This is a genomic window from Caulobacter sp. GW821-FHT05F04, from assembly GCF_059419665.1.
The window spans coordinates 19,934-33,688 of sequence record NZ_JBWKSF010000012.1 but is presented as its reverse complement, the minus strand read 5'-3'; the positions used below and the strand labels follow the sequence as shown (position 1 = coordinate 33,688).

At 69.2% G+C, this 13,755-nt stretch carries 9 protein-coding genes and 1 pseudogene; 3 read left to right on the top strand and 7 right to left on the bottom strand.

Features of this window, described 5'->3' with window-relative positions:
* Positions 1-147: 147 nt before the first annotated feature.
* On the top strand, positions 148-2,088 hold the full coding sequence (locus tag AC07R7_RS23805; RefSeq protein ID WP_099503457.1) for a bifunctional DedA family/phosphatase PAP2 family protein: 1,941 nt from the start codon (positions 148-150) through the stop codon (positions 2,086-2,088).
* A 283-nt stretch (positions 2,089-2,371) separates the two neighbouring features.
* On the opposite strand, the gene AC07R7_RS23800 is transcribed toward AC07R7_RS23805, so the two are convergent.
* From AC07R7_RS23800 to AC07R7_RS23775, 6 genes are all read right to left on the bottom strand, one after another.
* Positions 2,372-5,458: an efflux RND transporter permease subunit gene (locus AC07R7_RS23800; protein ID WP_099503455.1), complete on the bottom strand. Its 3,087-nt coding sequence runs from the start codon at positions 5,456-5,458 to the stop codon at positions 2,372-2,374.
* Between the two features lie 4 nt (positions 5,459-5,462).
* Positions 5,463-6,362: an efflux RND transporter periplasmic adaptor subunit gene (locus AC07R7_RS23795; RefSeq protein ID WP_099503453.1), complete on the bottom strand. Its 900-nt coding sequence runs from the start codon at positions 6,360-6,362 to the stop codon at positions 5,463-5,465.
* Complete coding sequence (locus tag AC07R7_RS23790) at positions 6,359-7,738, bottom strand: TolC family protein (RefSeq protein WP_492888646.1); 1,380 nt, start codon at positions 7,736-7,738, stop codon at positions 6,359-6,361. Before AC07R7_RS23790 ends, AC07R7_RS23795 begins: the two co-directional genes overlap by 4 nt.
* Positions 7,739-7,828: 90 nt before the next feature.
* Positions 7,829-9,148, bottom strand: coding sequence for a sensor histidine kinase (locus tag AC07R7_RS23785; protein ID WP_099503449.1), 1,320 nt, complete (start codon positions 9,146-9,148; stop codon positions 7,829-7,831).
* On the bottom strand, positions 9,149-9,826 hold the full coding sequence (locus AC07R7_RS23780; protein ID WP_099503447.1) for a winged helix-turn-helix domain-containing protein: 678 nt from the start codon (positions 9,824-9,826) through the stop codon (positions 9,149-9,151).
* Positions 9,827-9,853: 27 nt separating this feature from the next.
* The gene (locus tag AC07R7_RS23775) at positions 9,854-10,162 is read right to left on the bottom strand and encodes a PepSY domain-containing protein (protein ID WP_099503445.1); all 309 of its coding nucleotides are present in this window, start codon (positions 10,160-10,162) and stop codon (positions 9,854-9,856) included.
* A 76-nt stretch (positions 10,163-10,238) separates the two neighbouring features.
* Between AC07R7_RS23775 and AC07R7_RS23770 the strand changes: the two are divergent.
* Both AC07R7_RS23770 and AC07R7_RS23765 read left to right on the top strand, forming a co-directional pair.
* Positions 10,239-11,660 (top strand): annotated as a pseudogene (locus AC07R7_RS23770) (TonB-dependent receptor); the annotation flags it as partial.
* A gap of 20 nt (positions 11,661-11,680) precedes the next feature.
* On the top strand, positions 11,681-12,508 hold the full coding sequence (locus tag AC07R7_RS23765; RefSeq protein WP_256371364.1) for an outer membrane beta-barrel family protein: 828 nt from the start codon (positions 11,681-11,683) through the stop codon (positions 12,506-12,508).
* A gap of 99 nt (positions 12,509-12,607) precedes the next feature.
* Here AC07R7_RS23765 and AC07R7_RS23760 read toward each other — a convergent pair whose 3' ends face one another.
* Complete coding sequence (locus tag AC07R7_RS23760) at positions 12,608-13,750, bottom strand: glycosyltransferase (RefSeq protein ID WP_492888675.1); 1,143 nt, start codon at positions 13,748-13,750, stop codon at positions 12,608-12,610.
* Positions 13,751-13,755: the final 5 nt, after the last annotated feature.

Sequence of the window (13,755 nt, the reverse complement as noted above, 5' to 3'; positions counted from 1 at the left end):
CCACGAAATCTTGGGGATTTGTATAGATTCGGTCACCGGCCGCCAAGCTGGCGGACCGCATGCTTTGCGCGCGCGGATTCGCCCGTGCGTGGAGACCCTGATGCCCATACCCTATGCTCGTCGCCAGATGTCGACCTCAGCGACGTCGTGAGCGACGGGCTCGACCTCATCGCGGGCGTCATCCGGCGCCACATCGCTTGGGCGCCGGTCTTCGCCTTCGTCATCGCGTTCCTGGAAAGTTTGCCGTTCGTAGGGCTGTTCGTCCCCGGCACCTCTCTGCTGCTAGGCCTGGGCGCGGCTGCGGCGATGCACGGCGCCCCACTGTGGGAGATCCTGGCCGCCGCCGCCCTCGGCGCGACGCTGGGAGCGTGGATCTCCTACGAGACCGGGCGTGCCCAATGCGGCCGCCTCAACCAAAACGCCTTCCTGCTGGCTCGACCCAAAATCCTGGCGGCGGGTCAAGCGCTCTTTCAACGCCACGGGGCCGCTAGCGTCGCCATAGGACGTTTCTTACCCGTCCTGCGCCCCATGGTTCCGATGATCGCGGGCGCGTTCGGGCTGCAAGCTAGGCGTTTCCACCTCGTCAACATCGCCTCGGTCCTGCTGTGGTCGCCGGCCTTCATCTTGCCTGGCGCGGCGGCCGGCCTGACCGCCCGTTCGGTCGGCGGCGGCGCGGCGATCATCCTTATCCTGGCGATGGTGGCCCTGGTCGCCGCGATCTTCCTTTTGCGTCGCCTGACGCGGCTCGTCGATCGCCTGGCCGCTCATGCTGGCGCGCTGGCCTCCCGCGCGCTCGCCCGCGCCCCTGGCGCGCCGGTTTGGCGAGCGAGGCTGGCGCGCCTGGTCCTCGGGCCGGAGCATGCTTTGGCCCGCTGGCGCTCGGCTGGGGTTTGCGCCTGCATCCTGCTGATCGTTTACGTTTTGAACTTGGGCGCTGACGTTGTCAGCCAGCGCCCGATCGTCCGGGCTGACGTCGCCATCGCCAATCTGCTCTACGGCCTGCGCACCCCATGGCTGGACGCCCTGATGATGATGGCCTCGGCGCTAGGCGACGGCGGCCAGCGCACCGCCGCGACGGTCTTGGCGACGCTCTACCTCCTCTACCAACGCCGCTGGCGCTGGGCGCTCGCGCTGGCGCTGGTCATGACCGGCGCGGCCCTCGCCACGCCCGCCTTCAAGACCGTTTTCCATGTGGCGCGCCCCTCGACGCTCTATTCAGGCGCGGAAGCCTATAGCTTTCCGAGCGGCCATGCCACTTCGGCCGCCGCCTTCTATCTGAGCCTGGCGTGGATGGCGTCCCGCGCCTTCGAACGACGCTGGCGCCCACTCATCTGGCTGCCGGCGCTCGCCGCGATCCTACTGACGGCCGTCTCAAGGGTCTATCTCGGCGCTCATTGGCCCTCGGACGTGATCGCCGGCATGGCGCTCGGTGGCGCGCTGGCGAGCCTGGCCATTGCCTTCGCGGCCAGCGACGCCAAGCCCTCGGCGGACATGCCGCCTTGGCAGGATGGCGTGGCGTTCGTAACCGCGCTGTCCCTGGTCGCCGGCTCTCTTGGACCTCGAGCTTACAACAAGGCCGAGGCTCTCTACGCCCCCTATCTACAATTGGGGCCGGCGCCGCGAGGCGCAGCCAATCTGACCGGCGCGGCGATCCCCGCCCGCCGCATCGACCTTCTAGGCCAGCCCGAAGAGCCTTTCGTGGCGCTTTGGCGGGCCCAGCCCGGCGCGCTGGAGGCGCGACTTCGAGCGAGGGGGTGGCGCACCGCTCCCCGCTGGTCCTGGCGGGGCGGCCTGGCCGCCCTCGACGGCCGCGCCGATCTGCATCGCCTGCCACCGCCCAACGTCTTGCACGAAGGCCGTCCGGCCATGCTGACGCTCGTCGCCCCAGGCGCGTCGGCGGATGACCGACGCATCCTGCGGCTCTGGCCGTCAGGCCGTCGTTCGGACGTCTATGTCGGCTCGCTCACACGCGAAACCGCCGTCCGTCCGCTACGCATCGTCACCCTGCTACGCGAAGATGACGCCACCGCCCTCGACGATCCGCTGCTCTCGAGCATCGCCCCATTCGAGGTCGCCAAACCCCGATAGATGCTCTTAGGAGAACGTCGCGTTTTCGCCGAGGGGCCGGCGCGGGCCTCACGGCGCGCGGAGGGATCGTTCGTCGCGATTGCTTGGAACCTGTCTGAAGTCGCCCAAGCCGGATGGTCATCACGCTTGAAGACCTCAAACCAGGTCAGAAGGTGCGTGCGACCTTTGTTGATCAGCAGCGTGGATCGCCCTTTTGAACGGCGAATGAGATCCGCTAGCCCGGCGCGCGCTTGGGCTCAGCGCGCGCCGGGTCGCAGCCAGGAGGGAGGAACTGGCTGCGCGGTCAGGCGGGAGCGCCCGACACCGGAGGCCGGCCAAAGCGCCAGATCAGGCTGGGCAGGACGACGAGGCTGGCGATGGTCGAGGTGATCAGACCGCCCAGGATGACAATAGCCATCGGTCCCTGAATCTCGCGGCCTGCCTGCCCGGTCTGGATCGCCAACGGCAGGACGCCGAGGGCGGTGACCAGAGCGGTCATCAGGATCGGCGTCACCCGCTCGCGCGTCGCCCGGGCGATGGCGCCCAGCGACCAGGCCTCGCCCTCGACGAGCACCAGATGGTCCAGGTGCGACACCAGCAGGATGGCGTTACGCGCCGCCACCCCGAACAAGGTCACGAAGCCGACCAGCGAGCCTAGGGACAGGCTAGCGCCTGTCAGAGCTACGGCGACGACCCCGCCGACCAGGGCGAACGGCGCCGAGGCCAGGATCAGGCCAACAGACCGGCCGCTGCGGAAAGTGATCAGCAGCACCGCCACCACGCCGATCACGGCGATGGCGACATTAAACAATAGCTGGCGCTGGGCGTTGGCCGCGCCCTCGGCCGTCCCGGCATAGTCGAGGTAGACGCCGGGCGGCAGCTTCACCGATTTGGCGATGGCGTCCTGCACGGCCTTGGTCACCTTGGCGGCGTCCTTGGGCGCGGGATTGGCCGTCACCACCTGGCGCGGTCGCCCGCCCTCGTGGGCGATGCTGGTGCGGCCGTCGGTCAGCCAGACCTTGGCGATGTCCTTCAGCGCCACGACCTGGCCGCCTTGGGCGCGGATCAGCAGCTCGCCCACGGCCTCGGGGTCCTGGCGAACCTCCGGCGGCGTCGTCACGGCGATGTCGAGCGCGCGGCTCTCTTGGTACACCTGGGCCGCCACCGCGCCCTGATAGGCCGTCTGAATGGCGTCCAGAACCTCGGCCGGGGCGAGGCCATAGCGAGCCAGGCTCGGCAGGTTGAGATCGACGCGGACCACGGGCGTGCTGGGCGGAATCTGGATCTTCACATCGGTCGCGCCAGGGACCTTCTCCATCACCGCGGCGATGTCGGCGGCGGTCTTGTCCAGCGTGTCGAGATCGGCGCCGTAGACGCCGACGGCCAGGGACGCGGTCTCGCCCGACAGGGACTCGCCGATGCGATCGCCTAAGAAGGTCAGCACCTCGGTCTCCAGGCCCGGATAGCTGTCGAGGACCTTGTGGATATCCTCCTGAACACGGTCCTGATCCTTGCCGGAAAGCTTGGGTTTCAGTTCGACGTGGAATTCGCTGCGCTCGGTCCCGAAGGCGTCCTCGCCGCCCGAGGCGCGGCCGATCTGCTGCTCGACACTCTGGACGCCGTCGACGGCCAGGAGGTCACGGGTGATCCCCTCCCCGTACTTGCGCATGACGCCCAGGGAGGTTCCCGGCGGACCGGCGACGCCGAGCACGAAGTGGCCTTCGCGGAAATTGGGCAGCAGCTCGGAATTGAACAGCATGAAGCCGGCGCCGGTGACCGCCGCGGCGGCGATGACCCCGATGACGGCCAGGCCCGGCCGGCCGCTGGCGCGGACCAGGACGCCCTCGTGCCAGACCTTGGCCCGCTCGAGCGCCTTCGGCTCCTCAGGAACATGGGCGTTACCCAGCAACAGCAGGGCCAGCGGCGGGGTGACGACCACGGCCACGGCCAGGGACGCGGCCGTCGCCAGGATGAAGGCCGCCGCGAGGGGCGAGAAGAACGCACCCTGCAGACCGCCCAACATCAGCACCGGCGCCAGCACCAAGGCCACCACGACCGTGGCGTAGATGACTGGCGCGCGCACCTCGAGCGAGGCGCCGAGCACGACCTCCACGGCTGGCGCTTCGCCGCGCCCGCGCAGGCGGCGGACGATGTTCTCGACATCGATGACGGCGTCGTCGACCACCACGCCCAGCGCCACGGCCAGGCCGCCCAGGGTCATGGTGTTGATGGTCCAGCCCAGGGCGTCCAGCACGATCACCGCCGTCAGCAGCGACAGCGGTATCGAGATGAACGAGACCAGCACCGCGCGCAGATTGCGCATGAACAGTAGGAGGACCAGCGCGATCAGCACCGCGCCGATCACCAGATCCTCGGTGATGCCGCCGAGCGCGGCGGAGATGAAGTTGGCCGGCCGGTGCAGGTCGGCGAACACCTTGACGCCTTGGCTGTCGAGGGCCGGCTTCAGCTCTTCCATCGCCGCCTCGACGGCGTGGGTGGCGTCGAGGGTATTGGCCCCGTACTGGCTGGACAGGCTGATCAGCACGCCAGGCTTGCCCATGATCACCGCCTCGCCGACGTCCGGCGCTGGGGCGTCGACCACGTCGGCGACGTCGCTGACACGGACCGGCGCGCCAGCGGCGGAACTCGGGATCGGAGCGGCGCCGATGTCGGCGGGAGTCAGGGCCTGGCCGCGCGCGTCGATAAGGATTCGCTGCTCAGGCGTGTCGATGAAGCCGCCGCCGCTGACGCCGGTCGCCGCCTTGACGGCCGTGACAAGGTCCGACAGCGACAGGTCGCGGGCCGCCAGGTCGTCGGGTCGGGCGCGGACTTCGAAGCGGCGGGCCTCGCCGCCATAGACCGTGGCGCGAGCCACGCCGGCGGCCGCCAGCAGGCGCGGCCGGATCGTCCACTGGACCAGATCGCGAAGTTCCATCGGCGACAAGCGCTCGGAGGTGAAGCCGATCTTCAAGAGGTCCATGGTCGAGGAGGTCAGTGGCGCGACCTTGGGCGCGGCCACGCCCGCCGGCAGGCTGCCGGCGACTTCGCCCAGCGCCTCGGCCACCACCTGGCGGGCCCGGTAAGGATCGGAGCCTTCCTTGAAGACGACACTGACCGAAGACAGGCCCTGCTGGGACTCCGAGCGCACGGTCTCGACGCCCGAGGCGCCGTTGACGGCCTGCTCGACGGGCCGAGTGACCAACTGCTCGACCTGCTGTGCGGTCAAACCGGGCGCCTCGGTCGAGATCTCGGCCTGGGCGGGGACGAACTCGGGGAAGACGTCAAACTTGGCGTGGGTGAGAACCACGCCGCCATAGATCAGCAGCAGGGCCGCGCCGAGCGCGACCAGACGCGGCCTTTCCAGGCACCAACGGACGATGGCGCTGAGCATCGGATCAGTCCTTTGCCTTGGGGGCGTTCTCGGCTGCGAAGATCGCGGCCGCGCCGGACACTGCCACCGGCTCGCCCGCCTTCGCGCCACCGGCGGCGAACAGGCCTTCGGCCTGTGGGACGACGCCGCTCAGGACCCGGCGTTCGAAGTGGGTGGAGTCCTGGCGGACATAGACGAAGACCTTGCCCTGGGCGCGCATCACCGCCGAGCGCGGGGCGAGGACGCCCGTGGTTCCCACCGGTCCGCTCAGCACCGCCGGCGCTGTGAGGCCTGCCGCCAGCCGGCTGGCGGCCGGGCCGCGCACGACTCCGATCAGGCCGCCCGATTGCAGGCGGGTGTCGGCCGTCCGCGCCGAACCGAGTAGGATCACGGCGAGATGCTCACCACCGCTGAGCTCCAGTTGGACGCTCCGGGCCCCTGCCGCACCGGCCGGCGCGTCGATCCGCACCAGGGCCGCGCGACCAGCCGCCAGATCGGCCAGCAACCGCGCCCTGGCGCCGTCGGCCATGAAGGCTGAGCCCCATTCCAGCCCAACCCGACGGCGCAGCAAGGTCAGCTTGGCGGCGTCGGCGTTCGCCTGGGCCTGGGCGGCCTGGGCGGTCTTGACGGAGATGGTGGCGTCGGCAGCCGCCAGGGCCTTGGTCCGCATCGCTTCAGCCGCCGAGGCTCGCACGGCCGCCTGAGCGGCGAGCAGGTCGCTATCGAGGGTCGCGAGCGGCACCGGGTCGAGCACGCGGGCAAAGCCGTTGATCGTCCCGGCGTAGCGCGCCGCCGCCAGCGGAGCGACCGCCACGCCCAGTCGCTTCTGAGTCGCCGCGTCCAGCTCGACACCCGCGAAGGCCTGGCCGGCAAGGGCGGTCGCCATCAGGGCCACCAAGACACTGGTTTTCGCGCCAAGCTTCATTGTCCGTCTCCTAGGGTGCGGGACGTGGTTTCGAGCAGGATGAGTTCGGCCGGGTCGAAGGGCGCGCGCAGGGCGTCCTCCAGATCGATCTCGGCCAAGGCCTGGGCCTTGCGGGCGTCGAGCAGGGTAAGCCGCGTCTCCAGCGCCAGGGCGCGCGCACCCAGGTCGTCGACGCGGTCGGCGGCGCCGGCCGCAAGGCTGCGCGCGGTCGTCGCCGCCAAGGCGTCGGCATTGGGGATGTCACGCGACTGGACTTGGTTCGCGGCGACGCGGGCCGCCGTCGTGGCCGCCTCGGCGGCGTCGACGGCCGTGAGCGCCGCGGCTTGGACGGCTTCCAGCGATCGGCCAGCTTCGGCCCGCTTGGCCTCGGCCTGAGCGATGGCCGCACGGTTCAAGTCCTGTGGCGGTAAGGTCAGGGCCAGGTTGAACGGCAGCTTGGCCACGCCGTGGTCATAGGTGTAGCCGGGTCCGATCCGGACCTCGGGATACTGCTTGGCGATCTCCAGCCGCAGCGCGCCTTCAGCCAGATCGTAGTCGACCACCGCGCGCAAGACGTCGCGCCGGGTCAAGGCGGCGGCCCGCGCGGCGGCCGGAACGTCGAGCGTGTTCGGCATGGTGGTGGCCGGCGCCAGACGCAGGTCGCGCACCGCCAAGACCGGAACGCCCAGCGCTCCGGCCATGGCCGCATCGGCGGCGGCGCGTCGGCTCTGGGCGTCGCTCACCCGGCGGCGGGCCGTCTCCAGCTCGCCACGAGCGGTCAGAGCCAGGCTGCGGTCGTCCTCGCCGGCGGCGACACGGCGGTCCAGGCGATCGGCGCGGGTCTGGCGCACGACCTCGACCTCGCGAGCCTGGGCGACCTCCGCGTCGGCGAAGGCCCGTTCGGTCCGCGCCTTTGCCAGGGCCGTGCGAATGGTCCAGACCGCCTCGCCGTAGTCGTAGAGCGCCTGCAACGCGGCCAGATCGGCGGCGTCGATCCGCGTCTGGCGGCGGCCGCCGATGTCCAGTGGGATGTCAGACGTCGCGCCGTAAAGCCACTGCTTGGGCTCGGACTTTGCGTATTCGGCCGTCAGGGTCAGGCTCGCCGGAGGCGGCACGTGCGAGACCTTGGCCGCCGCCCGCGCCGTCCGGTATTTCGCCGCCGCCTCGGCGACAGCGGGGTTGTTGCGAAGCGCCTCGGCCAGCAGCTCCGCGCCGGTCCAGTCGTGGCCGTCGGCTGGTGCGGACAATTGCGTCGCCGCGCGACGGTCTGGATAGGCGTCCAGCCTCACCGGCGCGGGCGCATAGGCCACACAGGCCGACAAGGTTAGGGCCGCGCCGGCCAGGGCCAAGACCGGCGTCCACTGCCCGGCGGATCTGCAATGCGGAGGGGTGCTCATCCGGATCTCCTCGATCCCTCCGGCTTAGACTGCGGCCCTTGTCGGTCGCATGGCCGGTAGATTGCGAATTCCCAATCTTGCCGCGACAGGTCACCGCAGGAACACGACCTCGGCCCGCAGCCCCGGCTCGGCGTCGCTCAGCCGGACGCTTGCCTCGTGCAGCTTGGCGACGGCGGCGACCAAGGCCAGGCCCAGGCCGCTGCCCGGCGCGGAGCGGCTGCGCTCCAGCCGGTAGAAGCGGTCGAACAGCCGCGCGTGCTCGCCGGTCGGGACGCCGGGGCCGTTGTCGGCGACCCACAGGACCGGCGCCCGGTCGACCAGGTCGATGCCGACTCGCACCTGAGCGCCCTCGCCTGTATGGCGCAGTGCGTTCTCGACCAGATTGACCAACATCTGGGTCAGCAGCTCAGTGTCGCCCTCAATGACGAGGTCTTCGCCGGCCTCCAGCCGCAGGGATCGCCCCCCCTCCTCGGCCGAGGGCGCGAAGGCGTCGACGACGGTGGCGGCCAGATCGCGCAGCCGCACCTGCCGAAACGCCGCGCGCCGCGCGCCGCCCTCGATCTGCGCGATGCGCAGCAGGGCCGCGAAGGTCTCCAGGATGGAGTCGAGATCGCTCAGGGCCCCGTCTATGGCCTCGGCTTGCTCGGCCGGCGCGCTCTGGGCCGCCTCCAGCCGCTGGCGCAGGCGTGTCAGGGGGGTCCGCAGGTCGTGGGCCACGTCGTTGGAAACCTGGCGCAAGCTCTCCATCAGGGCGCCAATGCGGTCGAGCATGCGGTTAAAGGTATGGGCCAGGCGATCGATGTCGTCGCTGGATCCTCGCGCCGGCACCCGCCGGGTGAGATCCCCGTCAATGATCGCCTCGGCCGTGCCCGAGATCGCCGAGAGCCGCCGATGGACGTCGCGGCTGAAGGCCAGCCCGCCCACGACGCCCAGGATCACCACCCCGATCAGGGCGCCGGCAAACCCCTGCAGCACGACGGTGTCCAGCGCCTCGATGCGCTCTTCGTCGTCGCCGACGATCAGGTGATAGCCGCCGGGCAGCGGCGTGGTGAGCACACGGACCGGCTCGACCTCGCCATCGCGCTGAGGGGCAGCCAGGGTCGCCCAGCCCGGCTTGGCCGCCGAGCTTGGAAAGCGCCCGGCCAGCGGTCGGCCGTCAGGTCCGATCAGGCCATAGTCCAGCGCGCCAGGCGTACGGTCGCGCTCGCGCACCGCCTGGACGACGCCGTCCAGGCCCTCGGTGGCGAACTCCTGGGTCAGGGCGGCGGCTTCCGCGCGGATGCGGGCGTCGAACTGCTCCGACAGGGCCGCACGGGTGCTGTAGAGGGTCAGCGCGCCCAGCAGCACCACCGAGAGCGCGAACCCCAGGGTGTAGAGAACGGCCAGGCGCAGGCTGGTTGAGCGCAGCACCTAGTCGGGCTCGCGCAGACAATAGCCGGCGCCGCGCACCGTGTGGATCAGTTCCTGCGGCTGGCCCCGATCGACCTTGCCGCGCAGCCGGCTCATGTGGGTCTCGACGATGTTGGTCTTGGGGTCGAAGTGGAACTCCCAGATGCTCTCCAGCAGCATGGTGCGGGTGACGACCCGGCCTGCATTGCGCATCAGATATTCCAGGAGCTGGAACTCGCGCGGCTGCAGGTCGATGCGCTGCCCGCCCCGGGTGACCGATCGCTTCAGCAGGTCCAGACGCAGGTCGGCCACCTGCAGGGCCGAGACCATCTCCTGAGGCGGCGGCCGACGCGCCAAGGCGTTCACCCGGGCCAGGAACTCGGCGAAAGCGAACGGCTTGACCAGATAGTCGTCGCCGCCCGCTTCCAGCCCCTCGACGCGGTCGTCGATGCCGCCCAGCGCGGTCAGCAGCAGGACGGGCGTCTTGACGCCCGCCGAGCGGATGGTGCGCAGGATGGCCAGGCCGTCGAGCTGGGGCAGCATGCGATCGAGCACGATGACGTCATAGGGTTCGCCGGCGGCCAGCATCAGGCCCTCGCGACCCGTGGCCGCGTGGTCCATGGTGTGCCCGGCTTCCGACAAGGCGCGCCGCAGATAGGCCGCCGCTTCCTTGTCGTCCTCGACCAGCAATATCTTCATGCCGTCATCGTGCTCCCGGAGGACCGCTTAGTCCTTGTCGTTGTCGAGGCCGTTCTCGAGGATCTTGCCGTCGGCGGCGTCGATACCGACTTCGTACTTCTTGCCGTCGGTTCCGACGAGGTCGAACGTGTAGCGCAGGCCGCTGCCGCCCTTTTCCTTTTCCAGCTCGCGATCCTTGATCGTGCCCGGACGCGCCTTCAGGGCGATGGCCTCGGCCTGCTGCATCGAAACCTTGGCCGACTTGGCCAGCTCGTGACCGGTGAAGGTCTTGGCCGTTTCAGCCAGGACCGGCGTGGCGGCGGCGATCAGGGCCGCGACGATGATCAGCTTCTTCATGGGCGACTTCCTTTTCAAGAGGACCCTTCAAGGATCCGACTGACCCCCACGATGCGCCGGCCCGCATTCGTCCACGATGGCCACGACATTACCGATTCCCAATCGCGCGGTGTCGAGGTTGGGAATTATCAATCTCGTCGTCATGGGCCGGGAAGACGCCGCCGACGATACCCGCTGCAGTTTGGCTGGGCGGGACATTTCAATGCGCAAGACTCTGATGGCGGCCCTGGCGGCCAGCGGCGCCCCCGGCGCGATCGCCCTGGCCCAGCAGACAGTTCCTGCGCCCACGGCGGTCGAGGGCGTGGTGATCACCGCCCAGAAGCCGGCGCAAGCAACCTCCATCGACCGGCGGACCTATTCGGTCGCCCATGACCTGCAGGCCAGCGCCGGCTCGGTCGGCGACGTGTTGCGCAACCTGCCCTCCGTCGAGGTCGACGTGCTGGGCAACCTCTCCCTGCGCGGCGACAGCAACGTTCAGGTGCTGATCGACGGCAAGCCCTCGACCATGATGTCGGCGGCCAATCGCGGGGCCATCCTGCAGCAGATGCCAGCCGACAGCATCGAGTCGATCGAGGTGATCACCAACCCCTCGGCCCAGTTCAAGCCGGACGGCGCGTCGGGCATCATCAACATCGTCACCAAGAAAAATCGCCGTCCTGGGCGCTCTGGTACGGCGCAGGCGAGCCTGGGCACGGAAGGTCGCTACAATCTCGGCGCCACCGCCGCCTACAAGTCTGGGGCCCTCAACCTCTTCGGCTCGGCCTCACTGCGCCACGAGACCCGCAAGCGCACCACCACTGACCACCGCGTGCGCCGCGACGCCGTCGCCGGCGGCGCGGCCGCCAGCGACCAGACGGTGGTCAGCGACCAGCAGCGCGATTCCAAGATCGTCTCGGCCGGCTTCGACTACGATCTCGACGCCAAGAGCCGGATCAGCGGCTCGGCAAGCTACAACCGGCGCGCTGAAACCCTGACGATCGGCGAACGCAATCGGGCGGCGGATCCCGGCGGGACGGTGCTGAAGGACTACGACCGGCAGGGCCAGGGACGCGGCCACGAGACCAGCACCCAGCTCTCCGCCGGCTATCGCCGCACCCTGGCGAACGACGGCGAGTTCACGCTCGACCTGCAGCGCGGCGAGACCAAGGAAGACCGCCGCCGCACCTATCTCAGCCGCTTCCGCGCGCCCCCCGCGGCAGATCTTCGCGAAGAGTTGATCCCGCGCGCCGACGAGATCACCACCGAACTGTCGGCCGAGTATTCGGGCGCCCTCCCCGGTAGGGCCAAGCTGAAGCTCGGCTATGATTTGCAGCGCGACAACGACGACTACGACAACTACGGCGGAACGATCGTCGGCGCCCTGCATGTCGTCGATCCGTCCCAAACCAACCGCTTCCTCTACAAGCGCACCGTCCACGCTCTCTACGGGACCTATGAGCGACCTCTGGGCGACTGGACGCTGCTGGCAGGCCTTCGGCTAGAAGAGACGCTGATCGACACCAACCAGCTGCGAGCGCCTTGCAGAACAGCACCGACTACTTCCGCGCCTATCCTACCCTGCACCTGGAGAAGGACCTGGGCGAGGATCGCAAGCTTCGCCTCAGCTATAGCAAGCGCGTGGCCCGTCCCGAGCCCGAGGATCTCAATCCCTACTTCGTGGTCATCGACGCCTTCAGCGCCCGGGCCGGCAATCCCAACCTGATGCCCCAGGAGACCCATGCGTTCGAAATCGGCTACGAGACCCGGACGCACGGCGCGACCTTGGCGGCGACGGCCTATGCTCGCCGTAGCCTGAACGGCATGACCGACGTCAGCCGCTACATCAGCCCGACCGTTTTGCTGACCACCAAGGAGAACCTGGGCAAGGCCACATCGGGCGGCGTGGAGCTGTCGGCCAGCGGCAAGATCGCCAGCGCCGTGAGCTACAACCTCAGCACCAACGTCTTCTACAATCAGATCGACGCGGCCAACCTGGGGTTTGCCGCAAAGCGCTCGGCCATCGGCTATACCGGCAAGGCCAGCCTCGACTACGCCGCCACGGCCAAGGACTTCTTCCAGGTCAGCGCCAGCTACAGCGGCAAGCGCCTGACCGCTCAGGGCCGCCGCCTGCCCAGCAGCAGCGTCAATCTCGGCTATCGGCGCAAGCTGACGAGCGATCTGTCGGCCGTGGTCACGGTCTCAGACCTCCTTAACCGGCAGCGCGACCGCACGGTGATCGACACCCCTACCCTTTCCGACCAGTTCGAGCGCCGCCAGCTAGGTCGCACGGCCTTCGTCAGCCTGTCGTGGAAGTTCGGGGCCGGCGGCAAGGCCAAGGATCCTGGCTTCGACTACGGCGCGCCTTAGTTCCGACCCGAACACTTCCCTGGTCTTCTCTGGAGGGAGCGCCGCATTCATCGGCCCTCCCGATACAGAACCGAGCGGCTGCGCGCCGCGACATCGAGCTTACGACGCCACCTCCAACGCGTTCGGCACGTGCCGCCGTGAAACGCGCCGGAGCTTTGACATGACCTGTAGATAGTCTCGGGAAGCGCCCTCGATCGTGAAGCGGTGGGCTTGCGCGAGGGTCTGCGCCAGATCTTGGCAGAACGGCCGCGCTCTGGCGATTGCTCCTGCCAGCGCCCGCTCGTCGCCCACCGGGACGAGTGCGCCCATCCCGCCGTGACCCAGCAAGGTCGCCATGCTGCGGCTGCAGTCGGTGGCGACGATGGCCAGGCCGGCGGCGAGCCCTTCGAGGATGACGGCGGGCACGCCCTCGTAGTCCGAGGATAGGAGCAGGACATCGAACGACGGCAAAAGGTATGCCGGCTCAGGCAGATATCCCCGGAACTTCACCTGCGCGCCAAGGCCACGGTCTTCCACGAGACCTTCGAGCATCGCCCGCTGCGGCCCATCGCCGATCACCGTCAGCGTGTCGCCTCCCCGCGCGCCGCGCGCGAAGGCCCGGAGCATCAGGCCAATGTTCTTCTGCGGCGTCAGCCGGCCTATACTGACGAAACGCCGACCAGCGCCCAGGCCCGGCCGCGCGCCTGTCATACCCCCCGTCCGCAAGGCTTCGATCAGCGGCCTGGACAAGGCGGGATCGGGGATGATGGTGATCCGACCTTCCGAGACGCCGAGGCCGACGCGGATCTCTTCAGCCATCGGCGCTTCCATACCGATGAAGTGATCCAGGCAATGCCCCTGGATCTTGAGCCACAGGCGATAGAAGACGCAAAACCAGGCCGGCATGTCCTGGCGGTCGAGGTCGTTGCTCACCTTCAGCAGGATGGGTGGGCAGCGCCGCCCCAGCAAGACCTTCAGGGCCACCGCCACGATGGCGTAGGTGTTGCCCGCGCAGAACAGGATGTCAGGGCGTAGCCGTCGAACGACCCCAGGAAGCGTCCAGATCATCCAGAGCGTTTCCATCCTCGCCGTCCAAGGACGGGTCCGATGGGGCGAGACGAAGTCTAGGCCTGCCCCGACGTCGCCGCGCATGTCCCCATCGGTTCTCCCCATGAAGAGCGGCGCATCGACACCCATGGCGCGCCACTGCCGCACCAGGCGCAGGGCAATCCGCTCGACGCCGCCAGGCTCGAAGCTGTGCAGGAAGG